Consider the following 19,905-nt stretch of genomic DNA (forward strand, 5'->3'; position numbering starts at 1 on the left):
ATGGACTACCAGCAGTTACCAGGAAGAGGCTCGTCGATGAGGGCAGACAAGAAGACTCAAGGTTGGATTCAGTTATGGAACCGGCCATACACGGCCTTCGTGGCAGTCTTTCTCTGCGCCATCTACGAGACGATGATGCTGACCAGGCTGATTCTCGCCCCGGGCAGTGCCAATCGAACCCTTTACCAGATTTTGAAGTCTGACAGCTGGGGCTTGCCCCTGTTCGTGGTCATTATTTTTGTCGCACTTGTCACCCTATGCCTGCGCCGCCTATATCCTATGGCGACCCTACTGGTTTTCAGTGGCTTGCTTGCCCTGACTGCCGCAATCTATGGCTCGGGATGCACCTACCTGATCATTCCCTGGCTCGTCAACCTCTACGCCTGCGCTGTAGAAGCCAAAAGCATGGCATCATTGGCAGCTGGACTGTGTAGTTCCACCATTCTGGGTCTGCTCAGCATTGCACTCTCTACCAACTGGCATCATGATGTCCACTTCACTGACCTTCTATATCCGACTGGTCTGGCATTCGCCCTGTGTCTGACAGCCGCCTTTTTCTCACGCTCAGCGAGGCAGTCACGCATGTCGGAGCAGGCGCTGAAGGAGGAGCGCTCGCATGCCCAGACCCTGGCCCGCGAGCGGGACCAAGCCATGTATCAGTCCAAGGTCGCCGCCGATTTGCACGACAGCCTGGGTCACGACTTGACCGCCATCATCGCCCTATCCGAGGGGATGGATCATGCCAGCGGTAAGCCGGAAATTGATGAGGCCATCTCGATGATCAACGACCTGGCACGACAGGGATTGGACGATACCAGAACAGCTGTAAAAACCCTGCAATCAAAGGCAGGACCTGAAAACGACCCAGCGCAGTCCATAGGGGAGGAGCATGGCTGGAATGACATCAAACCTATCCTCGACCACGTCCGTCATGCCGGCATCAGCACTGCCCTGACAGAGACAGGCCGTCGACCACAAGATCCCAGGCAGGCCAATCTTGCTTTCACTGTGACCAGGGAGGCGATCACCAACGCTCTCCGCCACGGACAAGGAGTCGATCGTATTGTGGTTTCCTGGGATCACGACAGCCAGGGGGGCACAAACATTACCGTTCGTGATGATGGCCAACTTTTGAACAACGATACTGACAACAACGGTAGCAACGGTACAGGCCTTGCCAGGTTAAAGGTTGAAGTGCAAGCTCATGGGGGCAGCTTCCATTCTGGTCCTGGTCCTGACGGTTGGATCTTGCAGGCTCGTATACCCTCGCTAGCTGCTACGGCAGCTGACAACACGGGTAAGGAGGAAAGTGCATGATCCGTGTCATGATCGTCGACGACCAGCGCCCGACCCGCATGGGACTGGCACTCATGGTCGCCAAGGATCCAACCTTGCATGTCGTAGCACAGGCGGCCAACGGCCAAGAAGCTTTGGAAAAACTGGCCACAGCCACCGAAAATCAGCAACCCCTGCCTGATGTGATTCTGATGGATGTGCGAATGCCGGTCATGGACGGGCTGGATGCCACCAGCCGTATCAAAAAGCTCCATCCTGAAATAAGCATTCTCATTCTGACCACCTACGACGAGGACGACTATGCCTTCACAGCCTTAGGGGCAGGCGCCTCCGGCTTCTTGCTCAAGGATGTCAAGACAGCCGATCTGAATAGAGCCATCCATGCGGTGCATGCAGGCGATGCCATTCTTACGCCGCGCATCACGGCCGAAGTGATCAGGAGAGGAGTCCCAAAGACAAGAGCCAGTGATGAGTCTAAGGCTCGCGAAAAATTCGCCCAGCTGGGCAAACGCGAGCTTGAGGTCGCTTCGCTGGTCAGCCAAGGCCTTACGAATGCGGAGATTGCCGAGCGCCTCCAGCTGCAGCCCGACTCGGTCAAAAAGACAGTCAGCCGCATACTGGCAAAGATCAAGGTCAGGGACCGGATCAACATTGCCGTTCTCTGGTATCAGGCCAACATGGCAAACCACTAAGTAGCACTGAATGCGGTCTCGCTCATCCGTGGATGGAAAAGAACCGCCTCTGACTGGAATTTCTACGTCTTAACTCTTTAACTCTTATATTGGCGATAGAAGTCCGCCATTTGGTTCATCAACGGCACATCCAGCTCGAAGCCCTTCGACTTGTCGAAATGCTTGGCCGAATATGCGTTATAGCTTTCGTTAGAAGGCTTTTGACCCAGTTGTCTCATGTGTTCCTTGTATTCCTGGTCGAATTGCTTTCGGTATCGCACCGAGTCCTGGGAATAGTAGACATAGGCGTGCCCGCGATCCTGGTATTCACGGAACCGGAATCGTGGGTTGGACTGAAATTCCTCACGGAAGAGGTCATAACTATATCTGACCGGTACCACCTGATCGTCCCGGCTCTGAGTGATGAAAATTCCCGCCTTGGATTTCTTCAAGCCATCCAAGGCGGTATAGCCCGCAAACTTCCCGAACTTTATATGCTCATACAAGCCCAGGCAGGGCAGGATAAGCGAGACGGCAGGGCCAGCGATTTTTCTGCCGGGCTGACGCATCATATCGATCGAACGATTGAATCCAGAAACCATGACTGCAGCCTTGACCTCTGGGTGAAGGTTGAGAACAGCGCCGACCGCATAACCTCCCCAGCTCTGTCCGAACAGGAAAAGAGGGAGGCCCTTATATGATTGCTCACCCTCCACGAAACGAAGGGCTTGGTCTAGATCCTCGACTCCTTGAGGAAGCCCCCTGACGGACTTGCCGGCGCTTTCATCGTTGCCGGTGGCATCATAGGCGAAGACCAGGAAGCCCTGGGCGGTGAAGTAGTTGGCAACATCCATGTAGGTATTCTGTCCGCCGCCGCCGAAACCATGAGCAATGACCACCAGACCCTCAGCCTTGTCCCCAGGCTGGTTCGGATTCTCTCTTGAATACTCATATCCCGCCAGTTTCTTATTGTCCTTGGACCGGAAGACGCACCGCTTCATGCGCAAGCGGGGGAAGTCTGCGAGCGCATAAGGCATCCATCCGGGAGTGTTATACCGTTTTCCGAAGGTGTCCTCATAGACCAAAATGGAAGCCCCCGGCAGAATGATAACCATGACAAGAACAAGTACTATTGCCAGGGCAAGAAGGACCCGCCTCCAATTGCTTTTGGGCTTTGTCCCGCCCGGTTTTTCGGACATTTCACTCCCTGATCGGCACCCCATTGTCTGTTTGTATAACTATAAACTTTACAGCTATGAAGCCAGGCCAACTAATCGGTATCGCAATGCCGTAATCGGCTGTTTGTAAGTATTTGTCCTCCTATTCATATGGCAGATGTAGTCAGAATCTTATTAGCCGATGATTGTTTGAGAATGGTTCCATTTGTATGGATTATCTACCACCGTGCAATGCAAACCAATGCAACGCAGACCAGCGTAATAAAATCAATAACGCTATTGAGTTTGACCTGAAGTGCCTTGGTCTGCAATAACTAGTCTTGCTCTAATCGGACACAAATACCATCCTGTATTGATCAATAAGAAATGAGCGGGCTGGGATAGTTCCAATCCACTCACTGCTTAGCTCTTAACTGCTTTGCACTTTTTCAACGCGCAAACGAGGAAACTACTCGCAACCGACAGATTAGAAGTCAGTAGCTCGTCTCGTCTTTATCCTGTAACCGCAAACGGAGGGAGTAGCTTTTGGATAGTTCGGCCCTCTTTGCGCTCAACTGGCCTGCTGCTGGCTCAGATCATACACAGTGACGCCGTCAACCGTGGTTGCGGTATAGTGCTTGGCCACCCACTGCGAGATTTGTGTGGCCGTATCGGAACCTCCCATCTGATGACCGCCCATCTGATGGCCACACATCTCACCAGCTATGTAGTAATGAATCTGCTTATCCTTCACGTACTGCTTGAACTGTTCCAAGCTGGGGTAGGGGTCGGAACCATTGAACCCGCCAATGGCCATGACCGGCTTTTGAGAAGCCAGCTGATAGCCCGCCGCCTGCTGGGATCCCGTGGTGGCAGCAGCCCAGCGATAGGAATCGGATGAGTTTTCCAGCTTGGCGACGATCTTGGAACTGGACCGGCCTCCACCAAGCAGACCTCCTCCTTTCACCCTTCCTCCTTCTGGTCCACCATGGAATCCAGATTTGCCTCTGCGCTGTGATGGCATAGAGGGCGCACCCGAAGTGCTGGATTCCTCTTGTGACCCCGAGGAATCCTGGCCCATGGGACCGCCGCCACCACCAGGTATGCCTTGCTTTTGCATATTGCCAGGTGCCATGCCGCCTGCCTGGCCACCGCCAGGCTGACCATTACCGGGCTGACCGCCACTGGGAGCACCACCTGGCATGCCACCGGGGCCACCGCCCATCCTCCCTGAGCTAAGGCTGGGTCCGGCTAAAACGATCGATCCCATGTGTCCTTGGGATACGGTGTGCAGCGCCCATGAAGCAGGGCCAGCCATAAGCCCTATGACTGAGACAATGAGGGCTACAAGAGCGAGTCGTCGTATTCGCAAGAGTCCAGCCAGGGCAAAACCGAGGGCGCCCATGAGACCGATTATGAGAATGGCCCACTTGAGCCAGGGAAGCCACTGGGAGCGACCAGCCAGGCTGAAATCCCAGAAGGCCGTGAAAACGATAAGAATCGGCGTGACGATCCTGGCCCAGAGCTTGTCCCGGGCGATCCACAGAATGAATGCGCCCATTGCCACCATCGCAGCCAGGGCAGGGGCCAGAGCTACGGTGTAATGCTGGTGGAAAATGCCAGCCATAAAGCTGAAAACAAGCCAGGTGACAATCAACCAACCTCCGAAAGCAATGACGCTGGCCCTGCACACGTCAGTACGGACAGCTCTGCCGATAACCAGCAAGCTGATGACAATGCCTGCGAAAGCCAAGGGAGCCAGCCAGGAAATCTGCGTACCGAACTCGCCGCTGAACAGCCGATTGAGGCCAGTCTGGCCCCACATGCCACCACCGCGACCGCCACCAGCCGGCATGCCGCCACCTTTATGGCCGTGGCCGGGTATGACCGATCCTTCTTCGCTGCCGGTCAAGCGTCCGAAACCGTTGTAGCCAAAAGTGAGCTCAAGGAAGGAATTGCGCTGGGAACCGCCTATATAGGGTCTGTCGCCGGCAGGCACGACGACCGTCAGCAGAACCCACCAGCCGGCGGCGACGATCATGGAAGCAATGGCAGCCAGTGAATCCAGGATGCGACGAACCATGCCTGTCGGCGAGGCCAGAAGAAAAGCCAGGGCAAAACCAGGCAGTACGAGCAGCACCTGCAGTTGCTTGGTAAGAAAGCCGAATCCGACCAGAGCACCGGCCAGGACCATCCACCAGGTGCGCTTTCGATTGCCAGAAGGATGGTTGGCATACTCCAGGGATCTGAGGAGTGCATGAGTGGCACCGGTCATCAATAATAACACCAGCAAGGCATCGGGGTTGTTGAAGCGGAACATGAGCGCGGCTACCGGAGTGAGCATGAAGATGAAACCGGTGACGATGCCCGCCCAGTTGCCCCAGTATCGACGCACGGTGGCATAGAGCAGATAGGTGGTCGCCACCCCCATCAGCGCTTCCGGCACGAGGATGGCAAAGGAATTCAGGCCAAAGATGCGCACGGAAAGCGCCATCAGCCAGAGAGCTGCCGGCGGCTTGTCCACGGTGATGGCGTTCCCTGAGTCCAGGGACCCCCAGAGAGAGGCTCTCCAGCTGACCGAGCCTGCCTGGGCCGCAGCTGAATAAAACTCGTTGGCGTACCCGGAGGCCGTGAGGTTGATGAAGAATATTGCTCAGGCTGCAAGCAGCATGACACCCAGTGTCACCCAGTCTTTACGAGTCCGTCGGGGCAGAATATACGCGCGGGAAGAGTGCTCATCAGCGACTGCATCTGCGCTTGTTGATCGTGGCGGATTGAAAGTCCGCGAATGCTGGGAGAAGCCATAGCTGCTGTGAGAAGCCAAAGAAGCGTTCATGATAAGTGAAGTTTGCTCTTTCTGTACGAGATTTCGTTTGCTGTCAGCCGCTCAACAAGCGGCAGTTTCTTTGCCTGGATTCTGCATACGTGAATGCGAACCCTCCTCTTTGGCAGGCAAGAGGGATCCGCGCAGCTCATACTGGCGGATCTGATCCCAGACGGCAGGGGAGTCCAGGTCAATACGGAGCTCCTCGACCGTTCGGGCCTCCATACCCTCCCTGACCCGGTGCATGCCTTCCAGATCCTTCTTCACCGTGTCGGGAATGTCGACCGTCGATCCGGCATCCTCCACCCAGCGGACAGGAAGCTCCAGCATGGTCATTCCGGCCTGCAGGGCGCGCACAAGCAGCTCGTTATCGAAGAACCACTCGTCATCTTTCACCTGAGGCAGCAGGGCATGCGCAGCCTGGGCAGTAATGGCCTTGAAACCGCACTGGGCATCATGAAAGGAGACCGCTGTCGGTGGATAGATCCACATCCATATATGCGACGACTGCCGCCCTGGAGCTGAGCCAGGCCTGTTTCAGGGCGTACCCGCGACCTTTTCTCGCGAGGTGCAAGGCGCGTACCTGATTGGGACACCAGTCACACAAGGACATGGCTATCTGCCAACTGGCATCAGTGCTGGCGTTGTCCGCAATCACGATATTCCAGCTGAAGGGTGTCAGATCTCTGGAGTGACGATCCAGAAAGCTGCATAAAGTGGATACGGAGTCAGCCAGCTGAACCTCCTCGTTGTATATGGGAATGATAATATCGGCGTCGACCGGTTCTGGACTGCCGTAAAAGATAGGCGAATCAACCTCACCCATTGGGATTTGCCTGTTGCCAGAAGGGCGCCTGTCAGACACATAGTGCTGCTCGCTGGTGTTTCTTTCGAGAATGTTCGCTGTGTTCACGACTCATAGTAAACAGCGACTTCTTGGGGTATTCCTCGAACTTGTCTTTATAAACTGATTGGACTGCTTAAAAAAAAAATCATGAGGATTTCTCAATGTTTGCTGAAATAGCTGTACCAAATGGCAGCAATCAATATCGTTTGTTGATACCGATCAGCATAGTTTTGCTTAGTTTGTTGCAGGGATTGAACTAAGAATAATCGCTGAATTGCATTTGGGCAGCGGCCATGGTCATGCACAATTAACCTACATCTATAGCATAAAGAATAATGAAGCAATGCTCATATGAGCAACGCATCCCATAGTTGAGCATTCTTGGATTTGTCTGTTTAGTACGCCTAGATCAAGTCCTGCAGAAACCGCAAACAGCGATATGGGTTGTCGATTGTCCCAAGTGTGCCTCAATGGCAACTGGGTTCAAACGCAATCAGGCTTCCTCTGCTGATACAAAAGACGACAAATGTCCTCAATGGGCACTCAAGTTCAGAGAAAATATACAAGGCGAATTATACATACAACAGAAGCATCCCGAACAACACGATGAACATGCTGTCATACAATAAACACCTGCGTTATTACCATGACAAAACTGCGAATTTGGCAATACTCGGTCTAATAATTACAGTCAAGCTTTCTGCGCAACAAGTTGATAGAAAGATCTTTTGCCGATATCCGTGAATGGCTTTCTCTCAAAAGCCTGGTTTCATAGCGGCCGTAAGACCGAAAATAACCTCAAGCCCCACTTCCAATGTCGCGGTAATAGACGTTAGGTAAACAACATAAAGATAAAGGATGTAAAATTCACTTGACGTAAAGTTTGCTTTACATTGTCCTGGTCCTCATTCAGGCGTCAGATCCTTAATTGAGTTCTGCAAAGGAGAAGCCATGAAGGACAAGAAGAGCAATGAATCAACTGTCGATGTGCAACCCAGATCGTTTGGCACTGTTCGTTTCGGTTCCCATTCGATGCCAGCGCTCGCAGCCGCCTTGATTCCAGGCCTGGTAAGCAGCATCACTATGGGAGTCATTCTGGCTGGCTTCATGCCACAGACCATCCCGTGGCTTATCAAGGCTCTAATAGCGACTATAGTATTTTCTCCCGTATCCGTGAGTCTTTGATGGGTCATTTTGGTGGATCCCAATACCCTGCCTGGCGCTAATTCGCATGCAGAAGAGAACATAGAGAGCCACTGGTACGGAAGGGCCGAGCAACTTTCATACCGTATTTTCATCGGTTTGGTGTCGGTCGGTTGCCTGCTGACCAGTTTGATGGGAGCCGATCAATGGGCCCTCATGCTGGTGTGCGTTCTGATAGCGATGCTCTTGATCCTTGCCTGTCGTATGCATTTGTGAGGTTCGCCCATCATGAATAACCGCCTGGCAAAAATGCGAAAGGAGCGCGGCTGGTCTCAGGAGCAGCTATCAAAAAAGCTGGGAGTGAGTCGACAAACGATAATTTCGATCGAAAAAGGCCATTTCGATCCTTCACTTCCACTAGCATTCCGTCTGGCCGAAGTATTCGATTCAACCATCGAGGACATATTCCGGCCTTGCAACTAATCCAGTCCCGAAACTCGATTGAACAACATAATTCAGGTTGCAATATTACAGACAGTTCGGATACAGGTTTGAACCGCCTAAATACAAAACTGCCGGGTGGTTTCAATCCGACAGTTATTAGCTCTGAACCTTCTAAAATTCGAATATTAAATATATATACACACTCACAGTCTTAAAATAGAAGCCTAAGACCCTACCAGACGCAATGATAATGTCATAACCGAACCTACTTTCCTTCTTTTGTTTGCCCTCTTTTTACCTTTATCGACGCAAAAGTAGCGATCTCTTGATTCTGTTTGTGTGAAAACCGCAAAGAAAATGTTTCATTCTCATTACTCCTCAGAAATAAATTCTGTGAATTTTACAACCATCCTGACACCCAGAACTACATGCTGAGCATATAGATTTATAGAATCATTATTGCATTGTAACTATCCAAAATATTTTAAAGCTTGAATTGCTGAAAATTCAAGTTATATGATATCCTAACGTAGCATCATCGTTATGTATCATCTATTGCGGGTATTTACTATATTCTGCATATAAGTATGGATCCCCTACTTCTTTGTACTAGTGCAAAAACATTCATTATAGAAAACATCCAATCCTATTTTTTCCTTTATTTTGTCCCTGAACTTAATATTTGTATTTATTTGATGCAATACGCTACTTACATAGATCTGACCATTTCTAAGACCAGCGGCTCTAGCTGCAACATCCAACAACATTTTCCCTGGAATTGTTTTGATAAGCTCCGAATAATCCCTTTTTCGAATTAGATGGTTTAACCGATTTGCGAATTGATTATACATTTCAAGTAAGCTATCTTTATTTTCTTTATTAAGTTCATCAACTCTATTTTCCAGTTCTTTGAAGCTTTTTACACTTATTTTACTTTTGCTGATAATAGCTGAATAGCGTTTAGTTAAATAATCATTTAGGATATCAGTTTTTTTAGCTTCAATGCTATTAATTAATTCATCTTCTACTTGAGAAATTTTAACTGAGAGAATTTGTTCACAGATAAAAGTGAGAAGGTCTTTATCAAGCAGCAAAGATTCCCACTCGTTATAAGCGAGAGTCATAACTTTCTTCTCTTTTAGGCTTCTTATTTCTTCATCTATCTGAAAATCACCATCTACGACTCCAATAGCGCGCCGGCGAAAGAGTGAGGATTGTGAATTAATAGCTTCTGTATTTTTTCTAACCTCGACGCACGAACCTGATGGCCTTACTGTATAGTTTGGATATAATGCAGTCAATATATTGCCATCTATAGATGATAGAGTACCTTCACAGAAAATAATATTATCTAGTGAACCCTCAATATCTAGAATTACACTAAGGCTGATGTCAGCATAGTTCGATATATCCTTATATTCCCAATTATCTGGTTCATCAGTTTTCTGCAAATAAATAAGTTGGTAATTGGTACGTGATTCGATAAAATCCGTTTTATGCGTTAAATATACAAAACGAGCATCTTTTCTCGCACATTCAAGAGCGTCAAACAGCTTGCGCATCAAAGATCCATTGAGATGGTTCTCAGGCTCGTCAATGAATATAAACGCGTTTGGGGGTGCCAAAAGAACTGCTAAAATCATATAAACTACTGTTCGTTCTCCGTCACTGGCTTGAGATAACGGATATTTATCTTTATCACCTGTCTTTCCGGGCAAGTTCAGTTTTATTACTTTATCTTTTATAGACACATCACGCTCAAGACCTAATGCGCTAAATATCCTCGTAAATTGAAGATATATGCTGTCCTGGAAGCTTTTTTGTTGTCGATAGTCTTTAAGCTGCTCAGAGTCTAATGCATCAACCAAGTAACGCATCGAATTGGAATCTGCTAGTTTATCATTTAAATTGGATTGTAAATCAAATTGAATAAATCTGTTGTTATCTACATTCACTATCCTATTTGCTGGGATAATAACGATATTCTCTGTTATGATGTCGGTCGTAATCTTTCGCAGAAGTGAAGTCTTACCAGATCCGTTTTTCCCAAAAATAATATAGTTTTTATTACCATACTTGAAATGCTCAAAGAGATCATCAAGATTGGGATTTAAGTTTTGATTCAAACAATCAGTTGTTTCCATAAAAGCTGATTCGGCTTCTTGCTCTTCATCAGCCTTAGTATATTTTTCAGCTCGTTCCTGAAACTGTTCAAGCAATTTGTTAAGACTTTGTATTCTGCCTATGCTATGTTGAATATATGGTTGGTTATATTCATCATTCTTAAATCCCTCAGATAAACTATTAATCGATTGTTTTGAGGACTCTAAGTTTTTCAGCAATAAAGAGAAAGCTTCTCTTTTGGGTCCATTCAAACGTATGAAACCATACAGAAACGGGTTATCACGACTGGCTTCGTCGGGTACCACTTTTCCACAATCAAGGATACCTCTAGTGATATCTAGAACATTGTCAGATAACTGTGCATTTTGAGTTATTAAATCACTGAGAATCTTATTCTTGTTACTCGTTTCCATAACATCCCTTGGTTTCGCATATTTTTGTAGCTTCATACTTTCTTGTATTATATTATGATTCTTTCGATAATGGGAGGAGCTGAACATATTCAATAGATGTTCAGATGTAAATGAAGCATAAATAACCTGACAGATTGAACAATGTGACCGCTAACCCTATTTGTGGAGGGGGGAGGGGGAGGAGGGAATGAGTTTGGTGACTCCTGGCTATTGCGATAGCAATAGTAGCTATCAGTTATTTAAATAAGGGTGCTTCATACATTGCAGCCACGCACTACCAAGATCACAACATTTCCAAATTAGACAGTAATAACCAAGCTGATATACAAGCTCTCCCTGATGTGGAAATGATTGTAGGCTTTGCCCCCCATCGACCTTGTCCGCGGCAGGATTAAAAGCCGGAATGTTCGAGAGCAAGCGCTCCTGACCTGCTGGGATAGCAGAAAGATCCTCATAATTGTGAGTTGAGAGGTGTTTTGTCAAAGGCTCTATATCTGGAGAAGCAGAATGGTTTATGTGCTTTCCGCGTTTTTGATTTGCTCAATCGCCGTTTTCAGCACGCGAAGAGCTTGTATGAGAGTCTCCCTGTCTGCTAATACACTTGAGTTAAGGTTGCCGAGTTGATACCTTGACTAAGCCTAACGCATTCAAAAAAAAAATCATGGTAGCTTACTTGCATTGCGTACATTGCTCTACTCTGGTTGAGTACGTACCTGTGGTAAAAAAGCGAGGCGCATGCCAGTCATTAAACACATAATTTGCACCATCGGAGAGGCGAGTAATCTGAAATGTCATTTATCCCATATGTCCCTGTAGCAGAATAAATAGGACAACGAATTCCGAGAACCTTGGCAACTCGTATATATATACCTGTGTCGGGCCGGCGGGATTTGAACCCGCGACCCCTTGACCCCCAGTCAAGTGCGCTACCAAACTGCGCTACGGCCCGACGGTGCATCAGCACCGAGTAGAGATAATAGCACAGCGTAGCGGGGCCGACAACGGTCCGGCGAGTCCTTGCAGACTAGACCAGGCAGGCCAAGTCCCATACTCAACTTGCTATCATGATTCTGGACGGTCGGCGCAACCCGCGTCGGCCGCAAGTCGTCCCAGCCCGGAAGGGGTTCCATGAGCACAGACGTTTTCGACCTTTCGGCCGCGAAGATGCGAAACAAGGGCATGAGCGAAGTCTCCATCAACCAGTTCAAGCACCTCTACGAAACCTGGGAACGGGGAGATGCCAAGGCCTGCGTGCGCGAGAAGGACGTCACCCCGCTCAAGGACGTGCCCCGCACCAAGGACATCCACGACGCCATGGACATGGACATGGCACTGGACGCATTCTCCCGCACCGCCTTCATCAAACTCAACGGAGGGCTGGGCACCTCCATGGGTTTGGAGAAGGCCAAGTCCCTGCTGCCCATCCGCCGACACAAGGCCCGTCGGATGCGCTTCCTGGACATCATCATGGGCCAGGTGCTGACTGCACGCAAGCGTCTGGGAGTACCCCTGCCGCTGATCTTCATGAATTCCTTCCGCACCTCGCGCGACACCATGCGTGTGGTCAAGCAAGACCGCCGCTTCGTCCAGAACGACGTGCCCATGGAGATCATTCAGCACATCGAACCCAAGATCGATGCCGACACCGGCCGTCCTGTCGATTTCCCGACCAATCCCGACCTGGAATGGTGCCCTCCCGGCCACGGCGACATCTTCTCGACCATCTGGGAGACCGGTCTGCTGGACACGCTCAAGAAACAGGGAATCGACTACCTGTTCATCTCCAACTCCGACAACCTTGGCGCCAGGCCTTCAAGGACCTTGGCCGGCTATTTCGCACAGTCCGGAGCGCCCTTCATGATCGAGGTGGCCAAGCGGACCGAGGCTGACCGCAAGGGCGGCCACATCGTCATCGACAAGGCTAGCGGACGCCTCATCCTACGGGAGATGTCGCAAGTGGACCCGCATGACCGCAGCTCGGCCATGTCCATACGCAAGCATCCCTACTTCAACACCAACAGCATCTGGGTCAGGGTCGATGCCCTGCGCGACAAGCTGGCCCAATATGACGGCGTGCTGCCCCTTCCCATCATCGAGAACCGGAAGACCGTCGATCCCACCGATCCTTCCACTCCTCCCGTAGTGCAACTGGAGACAGCCATGGGCTCAGCCGCTTCGCTCTTCGACGGGGCCATCTGCGTCCAGGTGGACCGTATGCGCTTCCTGCCCGTCAAGACCACCGACGACCTGTTCATCATGCGCTCCGACCGCTTCCATCTGACCGACTCCTACGAGATGGAGGATGGCAACTACGATTTCCCCAACGTGCAGCTGGATGAGCGCTACTACAAGTACATCGCCGACTTCGACGAACGCTTCCCCTACGGGGTTCCCAGCCTGGCGGCTGCCAACTCGGTCACCATCGAGGGGGACTGGACCTTCGGCAGGGATGTGACCCTGTATGCAGACGCCCACCTGAGCGACCAGGGACGCTCCTCATACGTGCCCAACGGTCAGTATGTGGGACCCCAGGGGATCGAACCGGACGAGTGGGTCTAGAGCCAGGCGCAACAGGGTTCAGCCTGTCAAGAAAAGGTACCGTATTTGGGTGTTTGACTCCCACGGTCCTGAAAATCAATCTATGATAGATAAGCGTGCGTTAGGCGCACTGATATACAAAATTTTAACGATACGCGAGGACTGATGGCAGAAGGCACGAACGGAAGACGGCGTTTCTCGGATAAATGGGGCAAGCACGAACTTGATGTCCTGGCCGTCTTATCGTCCGCTTTCCCGCAATGGCTTACATCACGGCAAATAGCGCAACGGGTCAAGGCCTATGCCGATTCCTACGGCGAACTGGCTGACCAGGCCGCCAAGGCCGCCTTCGCCAAACAGTTCCAGCGTGACCGCGCCAAGCTGGCGGCCATGGGCATAGCCATCGAATCCCGTCAGCCCGAGTATTCCTCCAAGTCCGAGGGGCAGGATTTCGCCTCCTACCGTCTACAGCTGGGGGACGAGCCCCGCATCCGCATGCACTTCAACCAGGAGGACATGCCGGTGCTGGCCGCAGCCAACTACCTTGCGCGATCCATAGCCATGTCCCAGGAGGCCAGCGAGGAGCCGACCCGACCGGTTTCGCGCACCACACCCAGAGTGCCGCAGGTGCCCATCCCCGGTCTGGGCCTGGACTCCATAGCCCCGGGACTGGGCACCCAGCGCATTCCCGACGATCTGGTCAAGGTCATCGATTCCCGCCGCTTCGCCGCCACCGTGGACGTGGACGGGGAGAACCTGAACGTGGCCTATGCCGACTCGGACGATCTGGCCATGTTCGTCCTGGAGCACCCCGATGCCTCCATCGTCAGTCCTCAGGAGGCGGCAGACGCATTCCGGCGGCGCCTGGATGCAGCCGCCCGTTTCAAGCTGGCCGACGAATCGCAGAGCCCCGGCGCAGCAACGGTCATCTCCCCGGAGATTGCCCGGACCAGCGTCGAGCATTTCGCCACTGACCTAAGCGACGACGACACGGACCTTCGGCACGCCCGCCGAGCCAGTGCATCCTCCTTCCAGACCGGATCCGAGGTGGACCGCCGCCTGCGGCTTATGCTTTTCCTGTCCGCACACCTGGGCGAGGAGTTCTCCCTGGCTGAGCTGGCCGATCGCTTCATCGGCCACCCCAACAGCAAGGAAGAGCTTCGCAAGTACGTCAATACCATCCACAAGGACATCAACACCCTGACGACGGTCTCGGACGACGGGGAGATGGCCGGCAGCCAGTTCTTCGACATCGACTGGTCCCTGTTGGACGACAGCGGCATCGTCTCGGCCACCAACTCGCTGGGGCTGGAGCGACTGGCCGGCATCTCGCCCCAGTACCTGAGCATGCTGACCGCCTCGCTCAACTACCTGGCCCATTCACCCCTGCTGCCCGAAGAGTCCCGCAGCCAGGCCGAGTCCCTCTACCAGCGCCTGCGCACGCATGTTGGGCCGGGTGAGACACCCTGGCTCTCCCTGACCGGGTACGAGACCGAACCCAAGAGTTTCTCGGTGGTACGCCGGGCCATCAAGACCGAGTCCCTGTTGGACATGGAGTACACGGACGCCGCCGGTCGGACCCGCCGCAAGGTTGTGGCCCCAGCCAAGATCTTCGTGGATGAGGGTGTCTACTATGTCGCCGCCTGGACCGACATCGGTGATGCCGCAGAGGGCACTGAGGCTGCGGACGCCCCCTCGGACTCCAGCCGCCACCTCAAGCAGGGCACCGGACGCAACCGACAGTGGCAGGTTCTGCGAATCGCCAGAATCGAGCATGCGACCATCGTCAAGCCCAACCACAAGGTGGAGTTCCCGGATGTACCGGTCAGCGAACTGCGCAAGTGGTCCTTCGACAACGGCACGGCTGCGGTCTTCATCACCGACCGGCCGGACCTGCCCTACATCAAGTCCCTGCCGGGCGCCTCGGTGGAGCCTTGCGGACCCGGGCAGAAGATCCACCTGACCGTCTCCTCGGACTCCTGGTTCGTAGCTTTCTGCATCGCCCACGCCAAGCACATCACCGCAGTGGCGCCCAAGACCCTGCGCACCATGATCCTGGCCCGTGCCCAGCGCGAGATCACCATCAGCGACGCTCACGACAAGGAGCAGGACCGGCACTAGTCCCGGTCGGAGAGGAGTGCCATGCCTGGATGGATCTGGATTCTTCTGGTAATCTTCATGCTGGCCATGCTGATTGGCGGAGCCGTCTATGCCATCCGCCACGCCATGGCAGCCGGCCGCTCAATCAGGCGGGTCTCGGATGATCTGAACCGCCACATGCCACAACCCCCGGCAGCAGGGCAGTCCCAGGCAACGGATAGGACAAAAGGTCCGGCCTTCGCCCTGCCCCTGTCACAGTCAACCGAGCGATACAGTCAGGCCCATGCCCTGGTCCTGCAACGCAAGGAGCAGCGCAGAAGGAACCACAGCCGTATCTGGCGGCGGTGGAAGCAGTTCAATAGGTAGTTCTTGGAGGAACATGTCAGGTCATCGTCACCACGGACAGGATTCATCAGCATCCGAACCGGGGCCGGCGGAACGCTACGCCCGTTTCAGTCGCAATCGCAAACGCATGACCGGAGCGCCCGCACGTTTTCAGTCCAAGTTGCCCTTCCCTCTGGACGACTTCCAGTTGGAGGCCATCACCGCCCTTGAGGATGGCGACAACGTCCTGGTGGCCGCTCCGACCGGCGCCGGCAAGACCATTGTGGCGGACTTCGCCGTATTTTTGGCCCAGGAGCAGAACGTCAAGACCTTCTACACCACCCCCATCAAGGCCCTGAGCAATCAGAAATACCATGACCTGGTCGACCGCTATGGCGAGGACCGGGTGGGGCTGCTGACCGGCGACACCTCCATCAACTCCGAGGCGGACATCGTGGTCATGACCACCGAGGTCCTGCGCAACATGCTCTACGAGCAGTCCTCCACCCTGACGGCCCTGAAGTACGTAATTCTGGATGAGGTCCACTATCTGGCCGACCGCTTCCGGGGGCCAGTCTGGGAGGAGGTCATCATCCATCTTCCGGCTTCCATCCGAATTGTGGGGCTGTCGGCAACCGTGTCCAACGTGGAGGAATTCTCCGACTGGATCTCTTCGGTGCGTGGGCGCACACATCTGGTGGTCTCCGAGCGCAGGCCCGTGCCGCTGGAACAGCATGTCCTGGTCCAGGCCGACAGGCATACCGAGCCCGAAATCCTGGACCTATATCGGCACGACGGCTCAGGACGACAGACCCCAAAGATCAACCCGCGTCTGGTCTCCCGGCTGGCTCAGCTGGACAAGACCGGACAGGAACGTGCCCAGGCCCGCGACCAGGGGCACCACCACCGTCATGGCCGCGGCGGCAGGCCGGAGCGACGAATGGGGGAGCGGTACCGTCCAAGCCGGGCCGATGTGGTCGATGAGCTTGACTTCATGGATATGCTGCCCGGTATCTACTTCATCTTCTCCCGAACCGGCTGCGACCAGGCCGTCCAGCAATGCATCCGGGCGGGGCTGCAGCTGACCACTGATGAGGAGGCCCGCCGCATACGGCACATAGTGGACTCCATGGCAGCCGGCCAGCTCAGCAAGGAGGATCTCAAGGCCCTGGGATTCTCCCAGTTCCGCTTCGCTTTGGAGCAGGGCTTCGCCGCCCACCACGCCGGCGTGGTCACCCTCTTCCGGCAAATAGTCGAACATCTGTTCGAACTGGGACTACTCAAGGTGGTCTTTGCCACCGAAACCCTGGCCCTGGGCATCAACATGCCTGCCCGCTGCGTGGTAGTCGAGAAGCTGGAGAAGTTCGACGGCACCGGCCATGTAGCCCTGACACCCGGTGAGTTCACCCAGTTGACCGGTCGGGCCGGCCGGCGCGGAATCGACGACATCGGCCATGTGGTGGTGGTCGACCATCGGGACTTCAGCCCCAAGACCATGGCCGCCTTGTCCAGCAGGAGGGTCTACCCGCTGCACTCCAGCTTCCGGCCCACCTTCAACATGGCCGTCAACCTGCTCAACTCATCCAGCTACGGGCGTGCCCGGGATACCCTGGATCACTCCTTTGCACAGTGGGAGGCCAACCGATCAGCCTCGGAGCTGGAGGAACGCATCGAAACCCTGACCAGCGGCCTGGAGGACTACCGAAAGGCAGCCCGGTGCAGCCGTGGCGATCTGATTGAGTTCATGCGCATCCGTGCGGCTCTCTCTTCGGCCCAGAAGAATGATCGCCGCCGCTTGAAGCGTCAAAGGTTCACCAGTGAAAAAGCCCGCGACCGGGCCTTCCGCGACCTTGATCGGCACATCGACCAGCTGCGCGAGCAGGAGCGCAACCATCCCTGCCGCCAGTGCCCGGACCTGCCCAAGCACCTGCGCTGGGGGAACCGGTGGATCCGCATGGACAAGGAGCTGCAACGCACCCGTGAACAGTACGAGTCCAAAACCGGGTCAGTCTCGCGCCAGTTCGACAGGATCTGCCAGATTCTGGCAGACCTGCACTACACCCGTCCCGTGGATCCTGACGACTGCCGACTGACCAGGAAGGGCCAGCTGCTCCGGCGCATTTACAGCGAGCAGGATCTGAGCCTCGCCGAGATCCTGGACCGGGGCATCCTCAACGATCTGGAGCCCGCAGAACTGGCGGCCGCCGTTTCCGGACTGGTCTACGAATCCCGACGTGGGGTAGGGGAGCAGCCGGGGGAGAGGGCCGGATACAGAGCTCACAGGCTGGTCGAGGCCATGGAGGATATGAAGCGTCAGTGGTCCCAGGTGCAGGAACGCTGTGATCAGGCCGGATTGGAGCTGCCCCCGGAACTCGACTTTGGCTTGGGGCCAACCATCTATGACTGGGCCTGCGGCGACTCGCTGACCGCGATTCTGCGTGACAGCGATCTGACGGCGGGGGACTTCGTGCGCAACGCCAAGCGCCTGTCCGATGTGCTCACCCAGATCGTTCAGGTGGAACCCTACCTGGGAAGGGGAGGGCATCACCTGGCCAGGACTGCCAGCATCGCCGCCGACCAGGTCAACCGAGGCATTGTGGCTTATACGGGCGTGGAGTGAACACGGCCGTATATAGGGAATAAGTTTCAGGTCAACACTGTTCTGTAGCTTGGAAGCAGTGACGGACACGAGTATGGAGGAATCATGGCAGAGCGCAGTCTTCGCGGCATGAGTATTGGGGCGAAGTCCCTGGAATCCGATCAGAATGTGGACTTTGCGGCACGCAGCGAGGTCGCCTACATCTGCCCAAAGGGCCATCGGACCATCCTGCCCCTGGCCGAGGGCGCTGAGGTGCCACAGGAGTGGGAGTGTCGCTGTGGGCAGATCGCTCATCTTGAGGGGCATGACGAGGAGGAGTCCGGCAAGACCGGCAAACCGACCAGGACCCACTGGGACATGCTGCTGGAGCGTCGATCCGAGGACGAGCTCAAGGCCGTTTTGGACAAGCGCCTGAAAATGCATCGCGAAGGATGGTTCCCTGACTATGAGTAAATCACCGCGCCGTCTGGTTCTTCTGGACCTCGACGGCACCCTGACCGCCTCACATCCAGGCATTATCGCTTCCGTAGTGCAAACTTTTAAGGATCTTGGTTATCCCGTGCCCAATGATAGCGAGCTTCGCAGATTCATCGGACCGGCCGTGAAAGTATCGTTGCGCCGCAACGGCGTCAGGGAGGAAGACCTCGACAGGGGCGTACAGATATACCGACGCTATTACAGCGAGATGGCATCATTCGAGGATCCGGAGCATCCTGGGCAACACATCCCTGGACGCCTGCTCGCCACCGTTTTCGACGGCATCCCAGAGCAGCTGAATCGTATGCACGAGCGTGGTCTGACGTTGGCCGTGGCCACCTGCAAGCCTGAGTATCAGGCCCTGCCCGTCTGTGATCACTTCGGATTGAGGCCACTGGTAGATGGAGTCTATGGCGCCAGTAAGGACTCCACAAGGGTCACCAAGGATCAGGTCATCACCTATGCGCTGGAGCAGCTTGGTTTCGATGCCGAACACGGCGATCGGGCCCTTATGGTCGGCGATCGCTGGACTGATGCCGATGGTGCGCAGGAAACCGGTCTGGACTGTCTGGGATGCGGCTGGGGCTATGCCGAGCCCGGAGAACTTGAGTCCCACGGCTGCTACCGTGTCATCGACCAAGTCGACCAGTTGTTCCAGGCCGCCGAGGATTACTTCGACAAAGACCAGACTCAGCACTGAGTCGACCAGAACTGTATCCTGCCTTTTAGGGACCGCCTAGGGCCACCCGAGATTACCAGGGTGGCCCTTTGCCATCTGTGAGTGATGCTAGTGAAACTTCACCAAATTTGACCACAATAGATTGACCATGAATCGCTGGAAAATGGCAAATCGTAATCATGACCTAGTAAGCCGATAATGTACGTTATGTCAAATTACTTATTGTTTTTCTCCCCTATTTGAGCCGCACATGGCTTCCGTACAATGTT

General features: G+C 53.9%; 14 protein-coding genes, 1 tRNA gene and 2 pseudogenes. 11 read left to right on the forward strand and 6 right to left on the reverse strand.

Going from position 1 to position 19,905, the window contains the following annotated elements; translation table 11 throughout:
* Nucleotides 1-36: 36 nt before the first annotated feature.
* Nucleotides 37-1,317 carry a sensor histidine kinase gene (locus H3T89_RS02530; RefSeq protein ID WP_198216148.1) on the forward strand — a complete coding sequence of 427 codons (1,281 nt, stop codon included), beginning with the start codon at nt 37-39 and terminating at the stop codon, nt 1,315-1,317.
* The gene (locus H3T89_RS02535; RefSeq protein ID WP_198216149.1) at nt 1,314-1,988 is read left to right on the forward strand and encodes a response regulator transcription factor; all 675 of its coding nucleotides are present in this window, start codon (nt 1,314-1,316) and stop codon (nt 1,986-1,988) included. Before H3T89_RS02530 ends, H3T89_RS02535 begins: the two co-directional genes overlap by 4 nt.
* 77 nt (nt 1,989-2,065) lie before the next feature.
* Here H3T89_RS02535 and H3T89_RS02540 read toward each other — a convergent pair whose 3' ends face one another.
* The 4 genes from H3T89_RS02540 to H3T89_RS02555 all read right to left on the reverse strand — a co-directional run bounded on the left by H3T89_RS02540 (nt 2,066) and on the right by H3T89_RS02555 (nt 6,774).
* Nucleotides 2,066-3,052 (reverse strand): alpha/beta hydrolase, encoded by a 987-nt coding sequence (locus tag H3T89_RS02540; RefSeq protein WP_198216150.1) that lies wholly within the window; start codon nt 3,050-3,052, stop codon nt 2,066-2,068.
* Between the two features lie 643 nt (nt 3,053-3,695).
* The gene (locus tag H3T89_RS09085; protein WP_332461033.1) at nt 3,696-5,648 is read right to left on the reverse strand and encodes a glycosyltransferase family 39 protein; all 1,953 of its coding nucleotides are present in this window, start codon (nt 5,646-5,648) and stop codon (nt 3,696-3,698) included.
* Between the two features lie 363 nt (nt 5,649-6,011).
* Nucleotides 6,012-6,440 carry a hypothetical protein gene (locus H3T89_RS02550; protein ID WP_198216151.1) on the reverse strand — a complete coding sequence of 143 codons (429 nt, stop codon included), beginning with the start codon at nt 6,438-6,440 and terminating at the stop codon, nt 6,012-6,014.
* A complete protein-coding gene (locus H3T89_RS02555) occupies nt 6,403-6,774 on the reverse strand; it encodes a glycosyltransferase (protein WP_198216152.1) in 372 nt (123 codons plus the stop codon). The genes H3T89_RS02550 and H3T89_RS02555 overlap by 38 nt, the downstream gene beginning before the upstream one ends.
* A 972-nt stretch (nt 6,775-7,746) precedes the next feature.
* On the opposite strand from H3T89_RS02555, the gene H3T89_RS02560 reads away from it, so the two are divergent.
* Both H3T89_RS02560 and H3T89_RS02565 read left to right on the forward strand, forming a co-directional pair.
* Nucleotides 7,747-7,980 carry a hypothetical protein gene (locus tag H3T89_RS02560; protein WP_198216153.1) on the forward strand — a complete coding sequence of 78 codons (234 nt, stop codon included), beginning with the start codon at nt 7,747-7,749 and terminating at the stop codon, nt 7,978-7,980.
* A 246-nt stretch (nt 7,981-8,226) separates the two neighbouring features.
* Nucleotides 8,227-8,421, forward strand: coding sequence for a helix-turn-helix transcriptional regulator (locus H3T89_RS02565; protein WP_198216154.1), 195 nt, complete (start codon nt 8,227-8,229; stop codon nt 8,419-8,421).
* 557 nt (nt 8,422-8,978) lie between these two features.
* Here H3T89_RS02565 and H3T89_RS02570 read toward each other — a convergent pair.
* A complete protein-coding gene (locus H3T89_RS02570) occupies nt 8,979-10,955 on the reverse strand; it encodes an AAA family ATPase (RefSeq protein WP_198216155.1) in 1,977 nt (658 codons plus the stop codon).
* An 839-nt stretch (nt 10,956-11,794) separates the two neighbouring features.
* Nucleotides 11,795-11,868, reverse strand: a tRNA-Pro gene (locus H3T89_RS02575).
* A gap of 179 nt (nt 11,869-12,047) precedes the next feature.
* Between H3T89_RS02575 and H3T89_RS02580 the strand changes: the two genes are divergently transcribed.
* From H3T89_RS02580 to H3T89_RS02605, 7 genes and pseudogenes are all read left to right on the forward strand, one after another.
* Nucleotides 12,048-13,478, forward strand: a complete 1,431-nt coding sequence (locus H3T89_RS02580) for a UTP--glucose-1-phosphate uridylyltransferase (RefSeq protein ID WP_198204026.1) — start codon at nt 12,048-12,050, stop codon at nt 13,476-13,478.
* Nucleotides 13,479-13,622: 144 nt separating this feature from the next.
* Nucleotides 13,623-14,406 (forward strand): annotated as a pseudogene (locus H3T89_RS09170) (helix-turn-helix transcriptional regulator); the annotation flags it as partial.
* Between the two features lie 74 nt (nt 14,407-14,480).
* Nucleotides 14,481-15,578: pseudogene (locus tag H3T89_RS09175) on the forward strand (helix-turn-helix transcriptional regulator); the annotation flags it as partial.
* 21 nt (nt 15,579-15,599) lie between these two features.
* A complete protein-coding gene (locus H3T89_RS02590; RefSeq protein ID WP_198216156.1) occupies nt 15,600-15,923 on the forward strand; it encodes a hypothetical protein in 324 nt (107 codons plus the stop codon).
* A 13-nt stretch (nt 15,924-15,936) separates the two neighbouring features.
* Nucleotides 15,937-18,501, forward strand: coding sequence for a DEAD/DEAH box helicase (locus H3T89_RS02595; RefSeq protein ID WP_015021770.1), 2,565 nt, complete (start codon nt 15,937-15,939; stop codon nt 18,499-18,501).
* 84 nt (nt 18,502-18,585) lie between these two features.
* Entirely contained in the window at nt 18,586-18,933 is a 348-nt protein-coding gene (locus H3T89_RS02600) for an RNA polymerase-binding protein RbpA (protein ID WP_015021769.1), read from the forward strand.
* Complete coding sequence (locus H3T89_RS02605; protein ID WP_198216157.1) at nt 18,926-19,657, forward strand: HAD hydrolase-like protein; 732 nt, start codon at nt 18,926-18,928, stop codon at nt 19,655-19,657. Before H3T89_RS02600 ends, H3T89_RS02605 begins: the two co-directional genes overlap by 8 nt.
* Nucleotides 19,658-19,905 lie beyond the last annotated feature (248 nt).

This window comes from Bifidobacterium sp. W8114 (assembly GCF_016101165.1).
GTDB classification, from domain to species: Bacteria; Actinomycetota; Actinomycetes; order Actinomycetales; family Bifidobacteriaceae; genus Bombiscardovia; species Bombiscardovia asteroides.